General features: G+C 39.9%; 20 protein-coding genes. 9 read left to right on the top strand and 11 right to left on the bottom strand.

The window, feature by feature from the left end:
• Window positions 1–121: 121 nt before the first annotated feature.
• The 3 genes from AAEY97_RS08790 to cspE form a co-directional block, all read right to left on the bottom strand.
• A complete protein-coding gene (locus AAEY97_RS08790) occupies window positions 122–1,138 on the bottom strand; it encodes a hypothetical protein (protein WP_101086007.1) in 1,017 nt (338 codons plus the stop codon).
• 546 nt (window positions 1,139–1,684) lie between these two features.
• A complete protein-coding gene (locus AAEY97_RS08785; RefSeq protein ID WP_101086008.1) occupies window positions 1,685–1,915 on the bottom strand; it encodes a hypothetical protein in 231 nt (76 codons plus the stop codon).
• A 309-nt stretch (window positions 1,916–2,224) separates the two neighbouring features.
• Complete coding sequence (gene cspE / locus AAEY97_RS08780) at window positions 2,225–2,437, bottom strand: transcription antiterminator/RNA stability regulator CspE (RefSeq protein ID WP_011636218.1); 213 nt, start codon at window positions 2,435–2,437, stop codon at window positions 2,225–2,227.
• Window positions 2,438–3,335: 898 nt separating this feature from the next.
• Between cspE and AAEY97_RS08775 the strand changes: the two genes are divergently transcribed.
• A complete protein-coding gene (locus AAEY97_RS08775) occupies window positions 3,336–3,911 on the top strand; it encodes a porin family protein (protein WP_162022374.1) in 576 nt (191 codons plus the stop codon).
• Window positions 3,912–4,262: 351 nt separating this feature from the next.
• Here the strand turns inward: AAEY97_RS08775 and AAEY97_RS08770 are convergent, their stop codons facing one another.
• Window positions 4,263–4,649, bottom strand: a complete 387-nt coding sequence (locus tag AAEY97_RS08770) for a ribosome recycling factor family protein (protein ID WP_182744586.1) — start codon at window positions 4,647–4,649, stop codon at window positions 4,263–4,265.
• 316 nt (window positions 4,650–4,965) lie between these two features.
• Between AAEY97_RS08770 and trmH the strand changes: the two genes are divergently transcribed.
• A complete protein-coding gene (gene trmH, locus AAEY97_RS08765; protein WP_350998146.1) occupies window positions 4,966–5,667 on the top strand; it encodes a tRNA (guanosine(18)-2'-O)-methyltransferase TrmH in 702 nt (233 codons plus the stop codon).
• A 231-nt stretch (window positions 5,668–5,898) separates the two neighbouring features.
• Here trmH and AAEY97_RS08760 read toward each other — a convergent pair whose 3' ends face one another.
• Window positions 5,899–6,702 (bottom strand): polysaccharide deacetylase family protein, encoded by an 804-nt coding sequence (locus AAEY97_RS08760; RefSeq protein WP_350998144.1) that lies wholly within the window; start codon window positions 6,700–6,702, stop codon window positions 5,899–5,901.
• A gap of 326 nt (window positions 6,703–7,028) precedes the next feature.
• On the opposite strand from AAEY97_RS08760, the gene AAEY97_RS08755 reads away from it, so the two are divergent.
• Window positions 7,029–7,655: a protein-disulfide isomerase gene (locus tag AAEY97_RS08755; RefSeq protein ID WP_350998141.1), complete on the top strand. Its 627-nt coding sequence runs from the start codon at window positions 7,029–7,031 to the stop codon at window positions 7,653–7,655.
• 116 nt (window positions 7,656–7,771) lie between these two features.
• Here the strand turns inward: AAEY97_RS08755 and AAEY97_RS08750 are convergent, their stop codons facing one another.
• The 3 genes from AAEY97_RS08750 to AAEY97_RS08740 are packed head-to-tail and all read right to left on the bottom strand — an operon-like array spanning window position 7,772 to window position 8,921.
• Window positions 7,772–8,416: a LysE family translocator gene (locus tag AAEY97_RS08750; RefSeq protein ID WP_350998138.1), complete on the bottom strand. Its 645-nt coding sequence runs from the start codon at window positions 8,414–8,416 to the stop codon at window positions 7,772–7,774.
• 53 nt (window positions 8,417–8,469) lie between these two features.
• Window positions 8,470–8,628, bottom strand: a complete 159-nt coding sequence (locus AAEY97_RS08745; protein WP_192115567.1) for a hypothetical protein — start codon at window positions 8,626–8,628, stop codon at window positions 8,470–8,472.
• 44 nt (window positions 8,629–8,672) lie between these two features.
• Window positions 8,673–8,921, bottom strand: coding sequence for a DUF3297 family protein (locus tag AAEY97_RS08740; protein ID WP_011638562.1), 249 nt, complete (start codon window positions 8,919–8,921; stop codon window positions 8,673–8,675).
• Window positions 8,922–9,241: 320 nt separating this feature from the next.
• Here AAEY97_RS08740 and AAEY97_RS08735 point away from each other — a divergent pair, with 320 nt between their 5' ends.
• From AAEY97_RS08735 to AAEY97_RS08725, 3 genes are read left to right on the top strand one after another with little or no spacing between them, the layout of a single operon-like run.
• Window positions 9,242–10,363 carry a DUF2157 domain-containing protein gene (locus tag AAEY97_RS08735; protein WP_350998136.1) on the top strand — a complete coding sequence of 374 codons (1,122 nt, stop codon included), beginning with the start codon at window positions 9,242–9,244 and terminating at the stop codon, window positions 10,361–10,363.
• On the top strand, window positions 10,356–11,534 hold the full coding sequence (locus tag AAEY97_RS08730) for a DUF4401 domain-containing protein (protein WP_350998134.1): 1,179 nt from the start codon (window positions 10,356–10,358) through the stop codon (window positions 11,532–11,534). Before AAEY97_RS08735 ends, AAEY97_RS08730 begins: the two co-directional genes overlap by 8 nt.
• Complete coding sequence (locus AAEY97_RS08725) at window positions 11,534–12,070, top strand: GDYXXLXY domain-containing protein (protein WP_242445103.1); 537 nt, start codon at window positions 11,534–11,536, stop codon at window positions 12,068–12,070. The genes AAEY97_RS08730 and AAEY97_RS08725 overlap by 1 nt, the downstream gene beginning before the upstream one ends.
• Window positions 12,071–12,179: 109 nt before the next feature.
• On the opposite strand, the gene AAEY97_RS08720 is transcribed toward AAEY97_RS08725, so the two are convergent.
• The gene (locus AAEY97_RS08720; protein ID WP_101086015.1) at window positions 12,180–14,438 is read right to left on the bottom strand and encodes an ATP-binding protein; all 2,259 of its coding nucleotides are present in this window, start codon (window positions 14,436–14,438) and stop codon (window positions 12,180–12,182) included.
• Window positions 14,425–15,234, bottom strand: coding sequence for a phosphate/phosphite/phosphonate ABC transporter substrate-binding protein (locus AAEY97_RS08715; RefSeq protein ID WP_350998130.1), 810 nt, complete (start codon window positions 15,232–15,234; stop codon window positions 14,425–14,427). The genes AAEY97_RS08720 and AAEY97_RS08715 overlap by 14 nt, the downstream gene beginning before the upstream one ends.
• Before the next feature lie 433 nt (window positions 15,235–15,667).
• On the opposite strand from AAEY97_RS08715, the gene katG reads away from it, so the two are divergent.
• Entirely contained in the window at window positions 15,668–17,941 is a 2,274-nt protein-coding gene (gene katG / locus AAEY97_RS08710; RefSeq protein ID WP_350998127.1) for a catalase/peroxidase HPI, read from the top strand.
• 419 nt (window positions 17,942–18,360) lie between these two features.
• Here the strand turns inward: katG and AAEY97_RS08705 are convergent, their stop codons facing one another.
• Window positions 18,361–19,110: a putative porin gene (locus AAEY97_RS08705; protein WP_162022363.1), complete on the bottom strand. Its 750-nt coding sequence runs from the start codon at window positions 19,108–19,110 to the stop codon at window positions 18,361–18,363.
• Window positions 19,111–19,692: 582 nt separating this feature from the next.
• Between AAEY97_RS08705 and AAEY97_RS08700 the strand changes: the two genes are divergently transcribed.
• Together AAEY97_RS08700 and AAEY97_RS08695 are read left to right on the top strand one after the other, a co-directional pair.
• On the top strand, window positions 19,693–20,886 hold the full coding sequence (locus tag AAEY97_RS08700; RefSeq protein ID WP_350998124.1) for a serine hydrolase domain-containing protein: 1,194 nt from the start codon (window positions 19,693–19,695) through the stop codon (window positions 20,884–20,886).
• Between the two features lie 340 nt (window positions 20,887–21,226).
• Window positions 21,227–21,664 carry a DUF6795 domain-containing protein gene (locus AAEY97_RS08695; protein WP_350998121.1) on the top strand — a complete coding sequence of 146 codons (438 nt, stop codon included), beginning with the start codon at window positions 21,227–21,229 and terminating at the stop codon, window positions 21,662–21,664.
• The last annotated feature ends 226 nt before the right edge of the window (window positions 21,665–21,890 follow it).

Raw genomic sequence — 21,890 nt, 5'->3', positions numbered from 1 at the left:
GCAGCAATTCATTCGCCTCGATTAAAACGTTTTTAACTCGAACAAAATTCAACCAACAAAGATCAACAGACCCTAATCATCTGTAAAATATAAACAGCAAGTTCAATGTTAAATAGATCGACTAGCGAATAGTTACGTTTCGGCCAAAATATTCTTCAGACTCATACTTTGCGATTACTTTTTCAAGTGTATCGCCGTGATTATCCATCACCAATTTATGCGAAATTGCACTAAGTGAAATCAAAATATCTTTACACTCAATTCTGGCTTTCATCACCGATCCCGAAGCGGTTCTCAAGACTTGAGAAATTAGCTCATGATTTTTACCAATTAAGGCTAAAATAAAATGAACCATTACTTCAGAGCAAAGCTCTTTATCTTCAATTTTACTTGGTCTGACAACCTTTTCTAAATAATCTTCTTCTCTTCCTGCAGGAACAAAACGTTGTACCCAATAGAAATAATCTTCATCGTAAATGATAGATTGTATTGGTTTCATAAACGTTTCATCTGTCGATATCTTTTGAAAAAGCTCTTTTTTGACTTCATCAGATACGTCAATAAGCTCATCACCAAACTGTTTGTTGAGCATTGAAATGACTGCTTCTAGTTCTTTTAACAGAGATACATTTCCTGATGTCACTTGGTTATAAGCATCACCGACTTCGTCGATGTTTTGTTGGAATACACCAATATACTTATCACCTTCTTCAATAGCATCAAGTAAAGGTATCAAGCTATAACGTCTAACCTGAATCAATTCATAAAACTGGCCTAATTCTTCGCGAATCGCTTGGAGACGATCAATCGCTTTAATCAGAAATTGATCATCTCGTTTTATCGCTAAATTCAACCGAGAAAAATCGAGTTGATCATTTACTTTACGAACACGATTATCGATCATATTTTCATAGGTCTGTGTCTCATTGATCAACACTGAAAATTTATCTTCCATCTCAAAAAGTACATCTTGTACTTTTTTTAGACTTGTAGATCGAACTTGTTGATTAATTCCACGCACTTTTTCAGCTTCAGCCTGCTTCTTTTCACGAATAACCCAAGTCACTGCAGCACCAACAATTGTCAGACTTGTCGCCATATCAAAACCAAGCTGAACATTATCAAACCATGAAGGCATTATTTTTCCTTAAATGTTATTTTCCTGTTTGTATAAATAGTAATAACTGATCCAACTACTAATGTCACCACGAAAAAGGCTAAAAGATAATAAAAGTCACACATATACCCTCAAATTAAATCATTTTTTAGCGATTAAATAATTTATTTCAATATACTTAATAGCTCTAAAATCAATGTAATAAGTATTTTTCATCTCAAATAAGCTATCACTCAACACAAAATGAACCAACAGCGTTATAGTCACAGTAAACTGACCATCGTTCGGCTCTGAATTTATATATAATCTTTAATAATCAATCACTAAAAAACGTCATTATTAAGTATTAAATTGTTATTGCAACCGTGGGAAATTTCTTTTTATGCCCGTTAATTTATGTATTATGACAACCGATTTTCTAATAGAAAATGAAGAGAATTAGACTGTTTTAGTCATTAAAAAGCGACTTGCTGTAGTGTTCTAGGAGGGAATAACATTCTATGTGAAATGAAATATCGTTAGTGTAAACATTAACGCTCATCTTGTAACGAACTGACCACGATGAGATTATGACGCTTTATCTGCTTCACGCTTAACCAGCATAAAAGTCAGGTACATTTTTGTCGGTAGCGACAATGCCATGCCAAAGGCCACGCACATCGCACTAATAATAATTCCATTAACTCCCATCATCTCAATCGTATCACTGAAATTATGACAATAAATGCCTAACAAAATTAGGCTGAACCCTATAGAGATACAGATTTTTAAGATCAATATGAGTTTGTTATCCGGCATTATGGCCTCGCTATCATCAACATGATGTACAGCTAATATAATGAAACTATTTGCGATCAATAGCCTTGATTCAGATCAAAGTAGAAATAGGATTATGGAGAAATAAGAAAATTAGATCAGAGTTAGATTCCGCTCATGTTGAGGATGGTGATTAACAAGCAGAGGAGACATAGTTAAAATAATAATTTGAAATGATGACACTACAAAAATAAACCGTTTATACCCGTTACGAATGCAAGTTGTTAAATCGCAGACATAAAAAAACGCAAACAGTCGTTAAACCGTTTGCGTTATTCTTATAACGTCGAGTTACACAGCTACTACGTTAGCAGCTTGTGGGCCTTTTTGGCCTTGCTCAACATCAAAAGAAACTTTCTGGCCTTCAGCAAGAGTCTTGAAACCCTCTGAAGTGATTGAACGGAAATGAACGAACACGTCAGCGCCGCCGTTATCAGGAGTGATAAAACCAAAACCTTTATCTTCGTTAAACCATTTTACTAAACCAGTTGTTTTGTTAGACATGATGTGTCCCTTATATATTAAAATTAATCAATCTGTCGCGAAAATGCGATGCGCTCAAGCTTGAATTATTGAATGTCACGATGAAGCTAAGGGAAACACAGAGGATAACAACGATAACGAAGAGATTCTAAGGCTTTTCTTTTACTTGATGTTCATTAATAACTCTGAATGTCAGAGCAAGACATATAATACACGAATATCTAAGCTTGTAAATATTTTTATTGAATAAATATAAACAACACCTAAAACCACTTGATTAGCAGCATTGCCACCTGCAACCTTAATGCACGAGATTAACCACTAGATTAGCCACTAAGCCTGCCATAGCGCCTGCCATAGCCGTTAACCAAAAACAGATATGAAATTAGCTTCAAAATCCAATTAGGCAAGTCATCCAACCCAATTTACAATCTAGGTTTTCGATCCTACCGTGTTGATAATCCGGTTATTGGGCTTATGACTGTATAGTCATTATCTTTCTTTAATGGTTGTACTTTAACGGTTGTACTTTAACGCTATCGGACAAGCCTACACTTTAAACGCTAAATCAACATAGCAAGTTTATGACTAAGATTTTATCTTTTCTAGAAAATAGGCAACAACGAATAAAACCACAACATCTTGATAACATTATGTTTTAAAGATGAAAAAATTACAATTTAATCAGAAAAAAATACCGTTTTACATTATTACTGGCTCATTGAGCGGGTGAAAAAATAAGCCATTTCGCTTGAGATATCATCACCTACACCTTCCCTCACCAAAAACACCAAACATAAGCTATTGATATTAAATATTAAATTTAAATATCGATAATTAACTCTCTGTTACTTTTATAAAGTTGGCATCCGTTTTGTATTTAGTTAGATGTATTTACGTAATTAACTAGGAGTACCTTATGAAAAATACGATTCTTACTTTAGCCGGACTTATTTCGTTAGCCTCTTTTAGTACTTATTCTCACGCTGATGACTTCAAGAAAGACGCAGCAGAAAATGGCGTTTATGTCGGCGCTAATTATGGTTACCTAAAAGTCGATGGCGAAGATGACTTTGACGACGACAATGATGTACTCCAGGGCCTAGTAGGTTATCGCTTCAACAAATACTTAGCTCTAGAAGGTAGCTATATTGATTTTGGTAGTTACGGCAACAACTTATCTAGCGCTGAAACAGATGGTTATACCGCTGGTCTAAAAGTGACATTGCCAATTGCTGAGCGAATAGAGTTGTATGCCAAAGGTGGTCAGTTATGGTACTCAACAGATTATGACGTGGTCGGGTTTTCTGGCAATAAAGATGATGAAGGTGTATTTGCCGGTGCTGGTGTCGCGTTTAAAGTAACAGATCGTTTTTTAATTAATGCGGAGTACACTTGGTATGATGCAGAAATTAACTTAGATAATGTCTCTAACGGTTCTGACACAGAAACAGACTTTAAGCAGGCTAGTATCGGTGTTGAATATCGTTTCTAGTGATTCTAGTGATTAAGTAGAGTGCTTAAATTAACTACTTAATAATAAAATTCAGAAGGGTGTAATGCAAATTGTGTTACACCTTTATTTTATACCTATCATTCTAAGATCCGCATTAAAGCGATTAACCTTCTACCCAAACAAGTTATATGAGCATCGCTCTTGTGTCTGCGATTTACGTCAATAAAACAATTGATGATTTAGGTTGCTTATCTTTAACTCTGTTTATTCACTGCGATGCAAAATTTACATACTGAGCTTGGGGCTCAAAACAACAAGCGCTGTATTTTTATCGCCACGGAGTATTGCGATCCTGCAGCATAAAAAAGTACGAATCACACGTTGAAATAATCAAAAATCGACTTTAAAACGAGCCACTCGCGCCTCAGTTAATGTACATTGGGTGAGCTGCATAAGTTCCCCCAAGGTGATACCTGGAGTTTGTTTAATTAAGCGGACAAGTTTTGCATCTAATGGCTCTAACTTATCTGCATGGCCAAGAAGCGCGGTCTCAATCTTTTGAATAAGATAACGAAAATTATCATCATTTTGTGCTTTTAATTGTTCAGTAAACGACTGAATATTAACCGCCTCACCGATAACGCCCCAATTCCGAGACCGACGTACACGCTTCAGCTCGCAGTTAAATTGCAGCGCAATGACTTTAGCTTGCTTTGTTTTCTCCCCACCAATTCGATGAATAAGCGATGGAAGTGGGATGGTAATATCTTCAATCATAATATTTTGTGGCAAACCTACTTTGTTGAAATGAGTTCTGGCTAAAACACTTTTATCGGTAAAAACTACTAACTTCAACGTTATCTATAACTTACTAGCATATCTTTAAAAGCAACATAGTAAAAAAAATTAGAATTATGTAGTAACCAATCTCTTGTCACGATTGATGACGTTTTAGCGTTCGCATTTTAACGCTATAATGCCACTCGAAATAATCACCTGCTATCAATATTAACCGCTTACCAGCGCATTTAGCGCCCTTTCTGTTGAAAGCTAATGTTAAAATATGTTGAATAAAATTAAGTAGAAATACCTCATGAGTCCAGAACGTTTTGCCCGAATAAATCAAATGCTTGATAACCGCCAAGTCGACTTAACGGTTTGCCTTGATAAAGTGCATATGACCAATAATATTGCTGCGGTTCTTCGCTCTGCTGACTGTGTGGGCATACATCAAATTCATGCTGTGTGGCCCGATGATGATATGCGGGTATCGGGTAATACCGCTTCTGGCAGCCAGCAATGGGTTGATACCGTTAAACATTACACTTTTGAAGAAGCTCACCAGGCCTTTAAAAAACAGAAAATGCAGATATTAACCACTACGTTTTCTGACTCTGCGGTCGATTTTCGTGAGATTGATTATACTCAACCCACTGCCATTATCATGGGTAATGAGCGTGACGGCGTCAGCGCAGAAGCCATTGCCGCAGCAGACCAACATATCATTATTCCCATGCGTGGCATGGTGCAATCGCTTAACGTGTCGGTTGCCGCTGCACTAGTGATGTACGAAGCTCAGCGCCAGCGCGAAGTAGCCAAGATGTACGGCATACGTAGACTGGATCACAGCTACTGCCAGACTATGTTATTTGAACAAGGTCATCCGGTTTATGCCAAAGCGTGTCGCCGCAAACAGATCCCCTACCCCGCCATTGATGATCAAGGCCAAATTGTAGCTGACAAAGAGTGGTGGGATAGAATGCGCGCACCAAATCCACAAACCTTGGTGGATTGATGCATCAACTCAGTACATCTACTAATAACTAAGAACTAAGAACTAATAATTGAGGCCAGTAATTGAGGCCAGTATTTGGCCTCAATTATTCTGCACCACTGTTTGATAAGTATTCTGAACGACTTGATAGAGTTTTGATTCATTTGAAATAACCGCTGAGTTGTAAGAAAACTACGAGGTTTATCAACCTGCCATCTACACTCCCTTGCCTACCATCAAATGATTGAACACTTACAGCTTACTGTCAGCATATTTCATCAAGTTGATGTATGAATCAACATAATAAGCATCCCGGTTATTGGCTAAAAACGTTAATAATTCAGCGTGTGCCTCAGATGACACCGATAAATAATCTCCTCCAACCCCATGAAATATTACGTTTACCAGTAAAGTATCTGCGGGAATATGGCGAATATAATCGATAAGCTCTTTACCACTTTGGCCTTCTGGATATAATATCAGTGAAAATCGAGAATCTTTCCCTTGCCCTTTCACCGCAGTAAATAACTCATTGAGCTGACTCAGGTATTGTTGGTGACTCAACACATCAGCGCCAATTACCATATCGCCACAAGGCACCGTATAAGTCCGTTCCGATTGACCATCAATGGCCTTTAAAAAAGTATTGGCTACTTTTAGCTCTTCAATCATCTGCGCCACGCTGTAATGATCAAGATCATGATGCGCCTCTACCCAATCTTTGTTCGGCAAAGAGGCTCGACAAGGATGATAAACACTGTGATTGCCAAGCTCATGGCCACGGTTAGCTGCTGCACGCCATTCATCTAATCGGACATTCATAACCGGAGAGTTTACTACCACATAAAAAGACGCCTTGAAATTATGTTTATCCAGCGCGGGTATCACATTATCTAACTGACTATTAAGCGCATCATCATAAGACAGACTAACGGCTAACTTGCTCCCGCCTGGCCAAGTGAACGTATCACCTAGTGTGTTAACCGTACTTGGCGTTTCTGCATAACTTGATAATGAAAGTAGTAGTGCAGCAAAAAAACAAATTGGTTTAATCATAATAATCTAGTGTCCATAAAGTCACTTGAACTAATTCCTTGTCATTAATCCACATGCGTTTAATCTACATCAGCATGGTTGAGTGTTATGTAATCAAAAGCTCAATCGTCTATTGGACTTGGCCGACGCCATGCATATTAGTCGCTAGTGTTAATCCTATAGGCAATTGCTTTTATACGGTAGCCGTTTTTTATACAGTATTGAAAGCTATCGTTTATTCAACGCCTCAGGCAACTTCAGCTCAATTGGTGCAGATTCAATGATTGTATAATACTCATAAACTATTTAGGATCAGCACATCTGACTCGCAAACAAGAATTCACTTAATGACCACTGAGCTTTATTTTATCTACGACTCACATTGCCCTTGGAGCTATGCCACCACACCGTTGGTGAATGCATTGCAGCAAGCCTATCCCGAAATGAATGTACATTTACTGCATAGCGCACATTACATTGGCAAAGACAGTGCTGGCGAAGAGCAAATGGAAGCGGCTGCAAAAATGAGTGGACTGAAATTTGGCCGCGATCATATTCGTTACGTAAACAGTCCTAAAAGCTCAATCAAAACCGCAAACTTTATGGCCTGGTTGCAGGGCAAACAAGCTGACAAGCAATTAGATGTGCTCAATGCGCTACAAAGAGCCCATTTCATTGAAGGCAACCCGCTTAGCAACAAGCACGACTTTAATGACATTGTAGAAAAATTTAAGCTGTCACCATCAAATAAAGTGTTTAAAGATGAGCTCAGTATGGACGCAGAGTACGTACTGGAAGGCATAGAAGAGATACAACAAGTCATTGGTACTACCGGCTTTCCCGTTTTAGTCATGACCGTTAATGATAACGCTATTTTTATCGATCACTCACAATACCTGAGCAGCCCTCATGCTGTGGTTGCTGCGGTTGAAAAAGAGATAGCAGCGATTAAACTCGCTAAAACTGAAGCATAACGATAACTCGTCACTTGCCAAATACATCATCGATGTGAATGCGCCAGCAGTAAGATCAAAAAAACCACGGCTAATGACCGTGGTTTTTAGTTAACCGCCTCTCTCAACCGTAATGGTTAAGCAATGCTTTGAACCTGCGATGCGAGTAACCAAATGGCTAATGCAAAAAATATTACACCCATAAATTTATGTTGATATGTGCGGAATTTTTCGTTTTTGAGCAAAGATTTACCCAAACTACCCACTAATGCTACCAACAGTAAATTGAACGTCAGTCCCATCACATTCAGCAACAAACCTAGCGCCAGCATTTGTTCACCTGAACTAACACTCAACTGAGTAGACACAAACTGAGGCAAAAATAACACAAAAAAGATCAACGCTTTAGGATTCAGTAAATTGCTCAGTACCGCACGACGATAGAGTAATTTTGCAACATTACCTTGTTGGGTAATCTCGGGCGCGTCGCTTGTACCACTGCGCATGCAATCCCAACCCATTTTCAATAAATACGCCCCGCCCAATACCCGTAATAGCTCTAACGCCATTGGATTCATTGCCACAAGTGCAGAAACACCCATAGCAGCAAGCAAGGTTAACACCAGTCCAGAGGTGGCATTACCAAAACAGGCATACACACCCACTTTGCGGCCATAGCTCAAACTAGAACTCGCAATCAACAGCATGTCAGGTCCAGGAATTAATAATAACGCGACAACAGTGGTTAAATATAAAGGAAGTAAAGCCAGATCAATCATCATAAATACACAAACAACAGCTATTAAGACGGGAAAATAAGGCGCGGATTCTACAGCTATTCAACATGAATGAAAGTCATGTTGGCCTTCATGCCATGTTTAAGCACTGCGACCATTGGCAGAGATTGTTTACGATTAGGTACTTGACGGGAAAATGAGTTAATGACTGTAACGCAAATGGATAACACCGCTACAAACAACAAAGGCCAGCCCATTCGGCTAGCCTTTCGTTTTAACAATAAATAACAGGTAATCAGTCTTACTTATAGAACGCTTCAACCTTGCCTTTTACTGTCATCGTAAGCGGTTGGCCACGACGATCTAATGCTTTATGTGAGGCGACTTTTACCCAACCTTCACTGATGCAATATTCTTCAACATCAGCACGCTCTTTGCCATTAAACAAAATGCCAATCTCGTGTTCGAAAATTGCAGCCACATGGTGTGGGCTACGTGGATTAACGCTAAGGCGATCTGGTAAAGCGGGTTTAGCAGTAGTGTCGTTCATTGTCGTATGCTGTAGTTAATAAAACGTGCGCTATTGTAGGCAATACCGGCCTGATGCTCAATAGCGGCTGTCATAAATGTGAGTCGCACCGAAAAGATACTGTCTGCCAGGGAAGAAGTACTAATAATAAACGCTAAGCATCAGTGTTAAGCTGAGTGTTAAGCTGAGTGTCTGTATTTAAGATCCCGTATGATATTTTCAATGCATTTTAATTGCATATGATTTTTAATTGCATATCGGTAGCGTTAGTTTACATTTAGCGTAGTGAGCGAAAGAGTATTGACTGCCACGGGTTTAATCAAAGGGATAATGGGCAAGGGATGATGACGCAAAAACGATCAACTATATGGCATTGGTTTTTAGACGGCAAGATTGCCCCCGCTAACCTTAAAGCCGCAATGTTAGAGGTCTATCCCCATCCAAACGCAAAAAATTGGCAATTATTAATCGCCAATATCTTACTGTATCTCGGAGTGTTGTTATTTGGCGCTGGGGTGATTTTTTTCATGGCCTTCAACTGGGATGCGCTATCACACCTCAATAAATTTGCCATAGTCGAAACCATATTTGCGTTGTTTATTGGCGGATTCTATCTCAATAACCGCGCGCAAAAAAAGCAATATTTACAGCAAAAATCCCAACATGATCAATATCATTTGCAAGCTCAACACAACCAACAGACTTATGGCTGGAGCTTAGCCAATGCAATGTTACTCGGGGCCAGTATTATGCTCGGGGCATTGCTGGCGTTAGTTGGGCAAACCTATCAAACTGGCGCCGATCCATGGCAACTATTCGCCATTTGGGCAGTATTAATTTTACCTTTTGCTTACATCGCAGGTTTTGATCTGTTGTGGTTACTGGTAGTGGTATTACTCAACGTCAGCCTAGGGTTATATCTTCAATCCTTTGCTTCTGTATTTAGTTTTCTACTCGAAGACATTCAACAAATTGCTATTTTTGGCTTAGTTAACTTAGCCATTCACCTACTATTTACCCTTGCGAAAAGCTGTCAGTGGCGCGGACAATTACGCTTTAACTGCCCCATGGTAGAAGCAACCAGTTTACTGGCTAGTCTGAGTGCATTTACCTGGCTAATAGTGTGGATCATTTTTGACTTCAGCTATGACTTCGACTCGAGCGAACATATTACCTATTATGCGCTGCTTTACCTCGCCATCCTGACTAGCTTATTTGTTTGGTATCGTTATCGTTCGCCCGCTTTGTATCCGCTCACACTGGTGTTAACCAGCATAAGTACCGCGATTGTTTCGCTACTTTCAAAGGAGCTATTTGATAGCCACGACACCATTGGAGGCTTTTTTCTGATAGCGATGGTGGTCATAGGCTTAACCAGTGGCAGTTTATATTGGTTAAAAAAATTACAAACAGAGTTTGCTCAAACGGCAATGCTTAACAGTGAGGAAGCCGCTCATGAGTAACATTAAATCATACAACGCATTATGGCTGTCACTGCAAAATAAAGGCTGGGTAAATACTGATACCGCACCAGAATCCTTGTTAGCCAGCCCATGGTATATCATTGCTGCACAAATGCTTGGTGGTTGGGTTGCTGCGCTATTTTTATTAGCGTTTGTGATGCTGGGGCTGTCATCTGCGAGTGATATAACCGAATCGTTTATCGGCTTTGGTGGCGTACTGAGTCTAGGATGCTTAGCGTATTACCGACTGGGTGAGAATCGCCAAGAATTTATTCTACAAATGGTATTTGCGTTTAGTTTATGTGGACAAACAATGCTGCTTTTTGGCACCTTCGAAAGCCTAGAATCTAGCAACGAAACACTCATCGCAGTCATTTATGTGGTCACGTTTGTCATACACTGGATAGCCATACCCCACAAAGCCAACCAATTTGTCGCGGCATTAGCCATGGTTCCCAGCTTATTAGCCATCTTAGTGATTAACCATTTATCGCTACTCATATTGCCATTATTGGTGCTGAGTTTAGTGGTTATATGGACTCAGCTTTATCGATGGCCACAACATTATCAACGTATCAGAATGCTAGGTTACGCCGTTGCTATCAGTTTACTACTCGCCAATTTAATGTTGTCAGAAATTAGCGACACCATGGAACTGCCTAACGTGCTGATGGCATTAAGCTCTAGCCTAAGTGACTACTTAGCTATCATAATCAGCCTATTATCTGCGCTATGGCTGATTAATCAAATTTTTAACCAGCTCCATTCTAATGCCAATAGCGATGCTAATACTGATAGCAATGCCAATAGCAATCAAGTTTTTATAGTGCGTCCTCGCAACAAGTTGATGGTGATTCTTGCAGCAATATTAATCGGCCTACTTTCTATCGTCATGAGCGGATTAAGCGCCGCACTACTAATGCTACTGCTAGGCTATTTTTATAACGAGCGTAAATTAGTCATCATTTCGGTATGCGCCCTGCTCGCCTTTATCGGCATGTATTATTACTCACTCCACATCGACTTGTTTGATAAATCACTGTGGTTAATGGCCAGCGGCATAGTGCTACTACTGCTCAGATTTGCCATGAGCATAAATACGAACAAGACAGCTGAAGCAGAAATGACCATGAATACCGCGACAACGGCACACAATAAGGAGCAACCATAATGCAATTAAATACTATGGCGGCGCTCAACTCACGCCAACTCAGTAAGCGGTCGCTTTGGGCTATTATCGCGGCAGTATTGATACTTGCTGGTATTAACTACAAGATTTATCAACAAGAACACTTGTTGGCTAATGGCGAAATCATCCTGTTTGAACTGGCTCCCGTCGACCCTCGCTCGTTAATGCAAGGTGATTACATGGCGTTAAATTACGATATCGCGAGAACAGTTAGCCGGTCAGTCGATGAACTATCAAACACGTCAAATAACCATGATGGCTTTTTTATTGTCACACTCGACCAAAATCGTATTGCCCAATTTGACAGTATCTACAACGGTGCCACGCTAACACCAGCACAGCGACTGATCCAGTACCGCGTTCGTGACGGCAGAGTCAAACTGGCCAGCAACGCTTTTTTCTTTCAAGAAGGCCGAGCTGAAGAGTTTGAACACGCAAGATATGGCGAGTTTAGAGTTAACCAGGCAGGACAATTGTTACTCAGTAACATGATAGACAAAGATTTTAAGCGAATTTAAATAAACAAATGTCATTCATAACTTGTGCACAATCGCTAAAGTAAACTGTTCGATTGTGGGCGGTATAATGCTTATAAATGACTAATCAACCAAAGGGTTCGTTAGTTCATTATTCATAGTATTCACAATAACGTGTTAACTGAATCACGACTTCGTTAAAGCATTGTTCTAAGTCACTCACGTGCTCAGCGGTAACGCTGCCCTTTGCAGCCAGTGTTTCAACTTGCTGACAAATATCGGCTAACGTTAATGCCGAAACAGATTTTGATGACGATTTTAAGCCATGGGCTTGAAACGATAAATCGGCGTAGTTTGCGCTAGCCGCATAAGCACTGATTAACTTAACTTGCTCACCTGCCGTTTGTAAAAAGGCATTAAACACCATGCAATGCACCGTGGGATCATCACCTAACATTGCATTTAACAATGCTATATCTAATTGATCGAATGAATCAGTCTCAACCTCTGACACTTTATTACCGTCAATATGAGCATTAACCATGGTTGTTGAGTGCTCCATTAAAAGCGATTTAAGCTTAGCCAACTCAACCGGTTTAGTTAAAAAACCATTCATACCGGCATCGTAACAAGCATCTATATTGTCTTTAATAATGTTCGCTGTAATCGCAACAATGGCTAAATCTTTAAAGCGGTTATCTGCTCGAATCCTTTTCGCCAGGCCTAAACCATCTAAAATTGGCATTTGAATATCGGTTAACAGTATATCAAAACGTTTATCTTGCAGACTTTGCCAGGCTTGCTCGCCATTACTCACAAACGTTGAATGTACCCCAAGCAAGGTTAATTGTTGCTTTAACACTAGCTGATTAGTCACTTGATCTTCAGCAACCAGTACTTCTAATATAGGAAAAGTCTCTGCTGAAACGAGTTGTTCGTTGATGTCAGCTATATCAGATTGAGTTGTAAAGTCTGTTTTAGCCAGTATGTCAGTTTTAGTGGATACATCGGCTTGCTTAAAAGCATTAAAAATTAAACTAAAACATGAACCCTTGTTTAGTTCACTTTGTACTCTTATCTCGCCTTGCATTCGCTCAACTAACTCTCGGGTAATAACCAATCCAATACCCGTGCCATTAATGTTGCTGGTTTCGGCACCTAAGCGATCAAATGGCTTAAACAACCGCGAAACATCATCAGCAGCAAAGCCATAACCGGTATCTGCTACGCTAATTGTGCATTGGTTATTGCTCGATACGCTGCAGCTAATAAAAATATCGCCATGGGGTTTATTATATTTAATGGCATTAGAGAGTAAATTTAACATTACCTGTTTAAAGCGGCGCTCATCGACATAAAAGCACAGCCCTTCGAGTTCATTAAATCCCTCGATATGAATCGTCATCGACTGTGCATTGATAAGTTCACTTACAAACTCAACTGAATCCTCAACAACATGCTTGATTGGCACATAATCAAAACTGAACTGCATGTTACCTGACTCAATCGCCGTTAAATCAAGCACATCATTTATTAATAACAGTAAATGTTCACCAGCCCGATATATGCCCTTGGCATTGTCTTTTTGGACTTTATTAGCAAGATCATCATATTCATATAACTGTGCTAAGCCTAAAATTGCATTTAATGGCGTACGCAATTCGTGGCTCATGCTGGCCATAAAATCTGACTTTGCTTTACTTGCCGACTCTGCCTGTATTCGCAGGGAGTTTAATTTTTGATGATTACTCGAGACCTCGGTTGCCATGTGATTAAACGCATTAATGACACTGCCCACTTCGTTATTTTGGTGCTTATCGACATGGCAATCAAAATCACCTTTTGCCAGCCGTGCAAATGCAAATTCCAATGAGCGCAATGGTTTGGTTATTCTATAATCGACCAACCAAGCTAGCGCCATAAAAAATAAAACTAAAATCATAAATTGAATGTATATCAGCGTGTAATGCAGCTTTGATGATTCATTAATTTCATTGGTAAAGTTAACCACTAGCGTAATGCTTGCTAATGGTTTTTCTAAAAACATAATTTGTTGGCTAAGCAGCATGTCACCGCTTTGGGTTGCCCCGTTCCACACATCAAGCGGATACAATTGGTTACCGGTTGCCGTATCAACTATTTTAATGGCCTTCCAATTAGGCTGAATGTCTAATTGGTTATCTATTTGCTCGTAAAGCTCAGCGTATTGGCGGGTAAGCAAAGGCGTTGTGACAGAGGTTGAGAGTTGTTGTAATGATCGCTGTGCCGTTTTAGACAATCCATCATTAACCCAACGGGCTTGCTCTGGTAGCGCATAAAAAATAAATAAACAGGCAAGTAAAAAACCAAACGCCATTACGGCAATAAAACTCTGTGCCCGTAAACTACGCCAGCCATTAATTTTCAACATAAAATGAACGTAACCCCCATTGAGTTAATTGCTGATATTCAGCTAAAGTCGCAATACTGGGTTTAATAATGGGAATACCTGCAAGCAAGTGCTTGTGCTCTTCGCTTTGGCCTATATCTAAAATAGCTTGTTGCACTTTTTGCTGAATGGCAGGATCAACTCTTGGATGAGCCACAATAGGATGACGGCTTATTTTACGGGTTTTATAAATAATTTTAAGCTTGTCTTGTAGGTTTTGCGGTTGCTGTTTTAACGTGCCTAACACGCCACCGCCAGCCTTAGTAGAGTTTAATGCCACATTTAAATAAACCGAAGAGTGGGTTTGCACATAAACCGGCTTTATTGTTAGCCCATACAACTGCGCTAAATCAGCACGCATTAATAATGACGCCCCCAATGCATTAGGCGCCGGAAAAGCAATTTCGGCACCTTCTAACTGGCTAATATCGTCTATGCCGCTGTTTTTATTCACTACTAGCACACCTTGCAGCTGGCGCCCTGCATCTTTTATTAACGGCAAATAACCTTGTTTCTCGTTAGCGATGACACTGTGCCAAGGGTTCATGTAAGCAAAATCATACTCGCCATTAGCAAAGGCTTGTTCAAATACAGGTATAGACTCAACAGTGACTAACTTAATCGTCACCCCCGTCTGTGCACTGACCTGATCAAGTAAAGGCTGCCAAATTGCATTCAACTTTTGCGGCTCGTATTGCGGCACCACCCCAAACGTATACTCTTGGGCCAATAACCACGAGCTTTGAATTAAACATAATATTGCCACTACATACTTCATTAGCGCTCCAGAAAATAGCGTGTCATTTTTACTAGCTTAGTTAAATACTGCTCAAGTCACCATAAAAATATTATTTGAATTCAGGTCTATTGCATAATAAATGCTTTGGCTTGCTACTACTTGCCAATAAATATAATGCGATATAAGTCAGCAAATAATCAGTGTGTCCCCCCACTTATTTATGATCTTCCCTCTTATTTTTATTCTTCATTAGCATCAGCTTTTCAGATTAGAACAATCGTTTTTATTCGCACCTACCATTTAGATACTTTCCTATACTCTGTTTTCGCTTAGTCATTTAAGCCCTGATTTTAATCCTCGAGTACATCAAGTAGATAGTTAATAGCTTGAGTGGTTAATTAGGTTTTGTATTTTAGCGTAACCATACATCTTCACATGAAGCGGAGATGCGTTAACTTTAAGGAAGCTAACAATGAAACATCCATTATTTAATCAGAAAGTACTCGCGGGTTTTGTCAGCATGCTGCTTATATCCGGCTCAGCTTTCGCCAACAACCACGAAAAGTCAGAAATGACTAAGCCCAAAGGAGCGGTTGGAACTGGGATAGCATTAGAAAACCAGGCTAAAAAAAATCAATTTTGGTGGCCTGATCAACTCAATCTATCTGCGCTACGAGATCACGATAAGCGATCTAATCCTTATGGCGAAAACTTTGATTACGCCAAGGCATTTAACAGCCTTGACCTTGATAAAGTAAAACTAGACATTAATGCGTTACTGACCACATCTCAAGATTGGTGGCCGTCAGACTATGGCAACTATGGTCCCTTTTTTATCCGCATGACATGGCACAGCGCAGGTACTTATCGCACCCTTGATGGCCGCGGCGGCGCAGGTGGTGGCCAGCAACGTTTTGAACCACTCAACAGTTGGCCCGATAATGCGAGTTTAGACAAAGCACGACGTTTACTCTGGCCAATCAAAATGAAGTATGGAGAAGCCATTTCTTGGTCTGATTTGATAGTGTTAGCGGGTAATGTGTCACTTGAAAATATGGGCTTTAAAACCTACGGTTTTGCCGGTGGACGTAATGATGATTGGGAACCAGACATGGTGTACTGGGGACCAGAAGTTGAAATGCTTGCTAGCGACCGTGAAGATAGCAGCGGCAAGTTACAGCGCCCGCTTGGTGCCACTCACATGGGCTTAATATACGTAAACCCAGAGGGCCCAAAAGGCGTACCAGACCCATTGGGCTCAGCCAAAAATATTCGTGTGGCCTTTGAACGTATGGCGATGAACGATGAAGAAACCCTAGCCCTAATTGCGGGTGGACACACATTTGGTAAAATGCACGGTGCACACAAGCCTAAAGATTGTTTAGGTGCTGAACCTGCTGCAGCGGGTATCGAAGAGCAAGGCCTTGGCTGGAAAAACAAATGCGGTAAAGGCCACTCAGAAGACACTATCACCAGTGGTTTAGAAGGTGCTTGGACTCAAGCCCCAACACAATGGACCTCTTTGTATCTAAGCAATTTACTTACCTTTGAGTGGAAACAAACTCGTAGCCCTGCTGGCGCTATTCAATGGATCCCAACAGACGAGTCGTTGCATAAAGCCGTTCCTGATGCGCATGTTAAAGGCAAGTTTCACGCTCCAGTCATGACAACAGCTGACTTAGCATTAAAGTATGATCCTGAGTATCGAAAAATTGCTGAACGCTTTTTAGCCGACCCAGAAGAATACCGCTTAGCTTTCGCTAAAGCTTGGTACAAACTGACGCACAGAGATATGGGCCCATCACGTAATTTCTTAGGCAAAGAAGTCCCTAAAGAAAGTCTAATTTGGCAAGATCCTATAGATGATAAAACACAATCAAATATAGATGCCGATGGCGTGCAAGCACTTAAAGCACAAATTCTAAAGTCTGACTTAACCGTATCAGAGTTAGTGCGTGTAGCTTGGGCATCTGCGGCAAGTTACCGTCATTCAGACATGCGCGGTGGTGCAAACGGTGCTCGTATTGCACTAGCACCTCAAAAAGACTGGTCAGTAAATAATCCGGCTGAAACCGCTAAAGTGATTAAAACACTAAAAGCGATTCAAGCGGACTACAACGACAGCTTGTTTAGTAAAAGGAAAGTATCACTGGCCGACTTAATCGTTCTAGGGGGCACGGCTGCAATAGAAAAGGCCGCTAAAGATGCAGGTTTTACTGTATCAGTGCCATTTAATGCTGGTCGTGGTGATGCCACACAAGCAATGACCGATATCAATGCCTTTAGTTTACTTGAGCTAACTTCTGATGGTTTTAGAAATTACTTTGACGCAGAGCAAAGCTACAAGTCGCCTGTGGACATGTTAGTTGATAAAGCAGACCAACTTGACCTATCAGTGCCAGAAATGACCGTTTTAGTGGGTGGATTACGCGCACTTGATGCTAACTACAAAGGGCTAAAACATGGGGTACTCACAAGCACACCGGGCACCTTAAGCAATGACTTTTTCGTCAATTTACTTGATATGTCTACGGTTTGGAAAAAATCGTCAACCGATGGTATTTATGAAGGATTTGATCGTCAGTCAGGTCACAAAAAATGGACTGCCACCTCAGTCGATTTAGTCTTTGGTTCAAACTCGGAGCTTCGTGCAGTGTCTGAAGTGTATGCGTTTGATACATCGAAGCAAAAGTTTGTGAATGACTTTGCTGCAGCCTGGACTAAGGTAATGAACTTAGACCGTTAAGATTAAGCCTCGTGACCAAGCGCAGCAACACTTAACAGCTGAAGCGCAACAGACACAACAGGACTTGAATCTTTAACATTCAAAAGCGAATCAATCGATTCGCTTTTTTTTATCTATAACACTCAAATAACCTTCGCTAAGCACACGACTATCAGATAATAACGTCTTATTCCAAGTGCGTAAGTAGAAGCTTTAGCCACCAAGTTGGCTACTAAAAACGGTTAATGTCGAGCAGTGCATGCAGTGATTTATACGGTGACGTTTCAGACGATATTTATAACTGAATTATTTTGCCACTATTACAGACACAATATGGATACACAGACAAAAAAGGAGCCTGGTTAAGGCTCCTTTTTTTTGGGTAAATGATCGATATCAATAAGCTTTTATTGATAAGCTATTATTAATAGCCTTTTAGCTTAGAAACGGCCAACAACACCAATTGCAGCACCGAAACCGTCTACGTCTGAATCAAGATCTTTAGACAATTCAAATGTTGCAGAAAAAGCGTCAGAGATGCGTAACCAGTAAGCTGTTTTAGCAATGAAAAAATCATCAGAACCGATGTCTGCGTAACCTAAACCCACAGACCATGCTTTAGTCACATACCAGTCAGCGTTTACATTAAAGAGATCGTCTGCATCAGTATGAGTCCACATAGCGCCTAAATCGATACCAGTAGTGCTTTTAAGATCGATAAAGCTGCGAGCTTCAAGACCATAGCTTGAGTCAATATCACTACCATCAACATAGAATGCCGCTACTTTTGAGCTGTCGTTGAAGTAATAACCTACATCAAGTTGGTAAATATCAGTATCAAAAACACCAGCGTCAAAACGCTCTACTTTAGCGCCAACAAACCACTTTGAATCAAAAACATAAGTGCCATCAACAGAGAAAACATCAATGTCAGCATCATCAATCATTGAATAGCTAGCGCCAACATTGGTAGCTTGTGCTAAAAAGCCATTTAATGCATATGGGCCTTTTTCTTGTGACACAGAATCGAAATAGAAACGGTAGTTTAGATCCCATTGACCATCACCGAACTCTTCAGTATTAGCAGAGTATTGCAAACCCGCTTCGTGTTGAAATGGTGCATCTTGTGCAGCTACAGCTGGTAGTGCAGCAAAACCTAATACTAGTGCTAATGCAGTAACGTTTTTCATCAATCATTCCTTTATTTGATTATTTTACGCTAGGAGATTCAAGCAGATATAAAGAATGGATAAATCATAAAAAGGGGGTTTATCCATTAACTCAAATGTAGCCTAACCTTACCGTCGGGCTAACGCGCTTTCCTAGCGGCGCATACTCTAAAGTAATGAAATGCTAAAATAAACCAAAAATGTAAAATTAATGATATTTTTCAATGCAATACATTAGATGTAATGTGTAGCGCATCACTATTACCTACTTTAGCAATAGATAAACCTGTAACCACCCAGTTAAATAAATGTTAATTAAAACAACTGATATAACAGATTAGCCAATGGCAGCAAGGTGAATAACAGTAAACATAAACACTACCGCGGTGTTTGCATTCACAAAAGTGACCACATATAAGCGGTAAATCTAACGGCGATGTTTGAATAAAACCAGCTTTATCGCATGGGGATATTGTGAGTATTTCAACACAAGGTGCATAACGTCCAAGGTCGGCAATAACAAGCAGGTTAACTATTTGATTTATGTTGATGATGACTATAGGTTATTGTCATTACATCAATTTTATCTACCTGGAAACGTCAATGTCGACTTTGTTTAAGTTCATCAAAGCTGCCTTACTCAGCATCTTTATTATTGTCATCGTTCTTGTTGCGTTTAATTGGCAAAGCGTTAATCGCTTATACAGCGTAGTCACCTTATTTGATGAATCCCTCGTGGTAAATAATTTCTCCAATATGAAGGATGTCTTTTTTAACAAAAAAATCGATAAACAAGGCGAGCCTTATGTGTTCGACGTCGCCTTAACACCTTTGCCTGAATCGTTTACCTATCGAAACAGCTCAACTAATACCGAAGCGTTTCTCACTCGCAGGGCAACAACCGCCTTGCTGGTGCTTAAAAATGACAAAGTAACCTACGAGCAATATTTTCTAGGCACCAAAAGTGATGACAAGCGTATCTCGTGGTCAATGGCCAAATCATTTGTGTCGATATTGTTCGGCATGCAGGTGGATGCTGGCAACATAGACATTGAAAAAACCGTCGGCTTTTATCTGCCAGAACTTGCCAAGTCTGGTTATGGCAACGTCAAAGTAAAACACGTATTGCAAATGTCGTCCGGGGTTAAGTGGAACGAAGACTATCTAGATTTTTATTCTGACATTAACAAAATGGGCCGAGTACTGGCCATTGGCGGCTCGTTAGATCAAATGACCAGCGAACTGGTTAATGAGTCAGCCCCAGGCAAAGCATTTCATTATGTCAGCATGGACACCCACGTTATTGGCATGATTCTAAGACGAGTAACTAATAAATCATTAGTCGAACTTTTACAGCAAAAAATTTGGAACACCATCGGTATGGAAAGTGATGCCTACTGGCTTACTGACTCCCAAGGTAGCGCATTTGCATTAGGCGGCTTAAATGTTACTACCCGCGACTACGCCCGCTTTGGCCGCTTATTACTCAATAATGGCGCATTTAATGGCAAACAAATAGTGTCAGCTGCTTGGATAAAAGCCGCCACTACACCGCAAGCAGATTACCTACAACCACAAGTCGGAAAATTAGGGTATGGCTATCAAATTTGGTTACCGCCAGAAGCACAGCAAGGTGAATTTTTCTGTGTCGGTGTATACGGACAATATATTTATGTAAACCAAAAACACAATGTGGTGATCGTTAAAAACAGTGCCGATTTAGGCTTTCTTGATGAACTGAATTCAAAACAAGAAACCATCGAATTTTTCCGTGAGATTGTGGCGTCATTACAATAAACATCATCATTGATTTAACGACTGGTGATTTGTGTCGTTAACGCTAACCCTGCATTTTTCAGCCAATAAAAAAGCGACCTTCAGGTCGATTTTTTTGTTTTACATTGATTTAAATTTGCCAGGCCGTCAGTGGGAGAAACGTCTGCTCAACCTCTACTAACTTCAGCAATCACCTGACATGTTAAATACGCCAAAACTAACTATTCAGAAGCCATAAAACATTATTAAGGATATATAAATAAAGGAGTTTTAAATCTATTGTTTATTCTTTACCCGCAAATAGTTTACTTCTTAAATACGAGGATTATAATCGCTCTCCATATTTGCAAGGAGCAGAAATATGCTAGGAATGCTTAAGAAACATACTGTTGAATTATGCCCAGAAGTTTCAGGAAAAATAACAAACAATGGCATCCCCATTAAAGAGCTACTCATAGAACGTAGCCTCACCTATGCAGATGAAGAATATTCAGATAACTGTATGACTAACGCTGAAGGTGAATTTAGTTTTACAGCAAAAGCTATCAAATCACGCTTACCAGGTAATATTTTACATGAACCTGTTGTTAGACAAGTTTTAGAGTTTACGTTGGATGACAATGATAGCGAAACTTATATCTGGGCCACAAATCAACATAACATTACCTGTCCTAATGTTTGCAAGTCACACTTAAGAAATCTAAATCCAGATATATGCAATGACGAAGAGGTGTTTGAATTAGTCAATGTGGAGGCACCTGAATACCCCCTAATTGTTAGATCTATTTGTTCACTTTAAATTTTAAGGATGAAATTATGCTAGGAATGCTTAATAAGTCTACTGTAGAACTCAGCCCCATAATTCATGGAAAACTATCAAATAACTAAAACCTATCACCAGCCAAAATATCATACGTTGTCTAATATTCGGTGACGAAGAGTATGTTGATGAAACAATCACGGATTCAGAAGGCAACTTTAGTTTTACCGAAAAAAAACACGGCTGCCAGGTAATATTTTTCATG

The sequence above is a fragment of the Shewanella sp. TB7-MNA-CIBAN-0143 genome (assembly GCF_040310065.1).
Classification (GTDB): domain Bacteria; phylum Pseudomonadota; class Gammaproteobacteria; order Enterobacterales; family Shewanellaceae; genus Shewanella.
Note: the sequence above shows the minus strand (reverse complement) of the source record. Positions and strands in the feature narration are given on the sequence as shown.

Excerpts from the sequence above, each read along its gene's own strand:
- AAEY97_RS08790 (WP_101086007.1), bottom strand. The coding sequence starts at position 1,138 with ATGCCTTCATGGTTTGATAATGTTCAGCTTGGTTTTGATATGGCGACA.
- AAEY97_RS08785 (WP_101086008.1), bottom strand. The coding sequence starts at position 1,915 with ATGCCGGATAACAAACTCATATTGATCTTAAAAATCTGTATCTCTATA.
- cspE (WP_011636218.1), bottom strand. The coding sequence starts at position 2,437 with ATGTCTAACAAAACAACTGGTTTAGTAAAATGGTTTAACGAAGATAAA.
- AAEY97_RS08775 (WP_162022374.1), top strand. The coding sequence starts at position 3,336 with ATGAAAAATACGATTCTTACTTTAGCCGGACTTATTTCGTTAGCCTCT.
- AAEY97_RS08770 (WP_182744586.1), bottom strand. The coding sequence starts at position 4,649 with ATGATTGAAGATATTACCATCCCACTTCCATCGCTTATTCATCGAATT.
- trmH (WP_350998146.1), top strand. The coding sequence starts at position 4,966 with ATGAGTCCAGAACGTTTTGCCCGAATAAATCAAATGCTTGATAACCGC.
- AAEY97_RS08760 (WP_350998144.1), bottom strand. The coding sequence starts at position 6,702 with ATGATTAAACCAATTTGTTTTTTTGCTGCACTACTACTTTCATTATCA.
- AAEY97_RS08755 (WP_350998141.1), top strand. The coding sequence starts at position 7,029 with ATGACCACTGAGCTTTATTTTATCTACGACTCACATTGCCCTTGGAGC.
- AAEY97_RS08750 (WP_350998138.1), bottom strand. The coding sequence starts at position 8,416 with ATGATGATTGATCTGGCTTTACTTCCTTTATATTTAACCACTGTTGTC.
- AAEY97_RS08745 (WP_192115567.1), bottom strand. The coding sequence starts at position 8,628 with ATGGGCTGGCCTTTGTTGTTTGTAGCGGTGTTATCCATTTGCGTTACA.
- AAEY97_RS08740 (WP_011638562.1), bottom strand. The coding sequence starts at position 8,921 with ATGAACGACACTACTGCTAAACCCGCTTTACCAGATCGCCTTAGCGTT.
- AAEY97_RS08735 (WP_350998136.1), top strand. The coding sequence starts at position 9,242 with ATGATGACGCAAAAACGATCAACTATATGGCATTGGTTTTTAGACGGC.
- AAEY97_RS08730 (WP_350998134.1), top strand. The coding sequence starts at position 10,356 with ATGAGTAACATTAAATCATACAACGCATTATGGCTGTCACTGCAAAAT.
- AAEY97_RS08725 (WP_242445103.1), top strand. The coding sequence starts at position 11,534 with ATGCAATTAAATACTATGGCGGCGCTCAACTCACGCCAACTCAGTAAG.
- AAEY97_RS08720 (WP_101086015.1), bottom strand. The coding sequence starts at position 14,438 with ATGTTGAAAATTAATGGCTGGCGTAGTTTACGGGCACAGAGTTTTATT.
- AAEY97_RS08715 (WP_350998130.1), bottom strand. The coding sequence starts at position 15,234 with ATGAAGTATGTAGTGGCAATATTATGTTTAATTCAAAGCTCGTGGTTA.
- katG (WP_350998127.1), top strand. The coding sequence starts at position 15,668 with ATGAAACATCCATTATTTAATCAGAAAGTACTCGCGGGTTTTGTCAGC.
- AAEY97_RS08705 (WP_162022363.1), bottom strand. The coding sequence starts at position 19,110 with ATGAAAAACGTTACTGCATTAGCACTAGTATTAGGTTTTGCTGCACTA.
- AAEY97_RS08700 (WP_350998124.1), top strand. The coding sequence starts at position 19,693 with ATGTCGACTTTGTTTAAGTTCATCAAAGCTGCCTTACTCAGCATCTTT.
- AAEY97_RS08695 (WP_350998121.1), top strand. The coding sequence starts at position 21,227 with ATGCTAGGAATGCTTAAGAAACATACTGTTGAATTATGCCCAGAAGTT.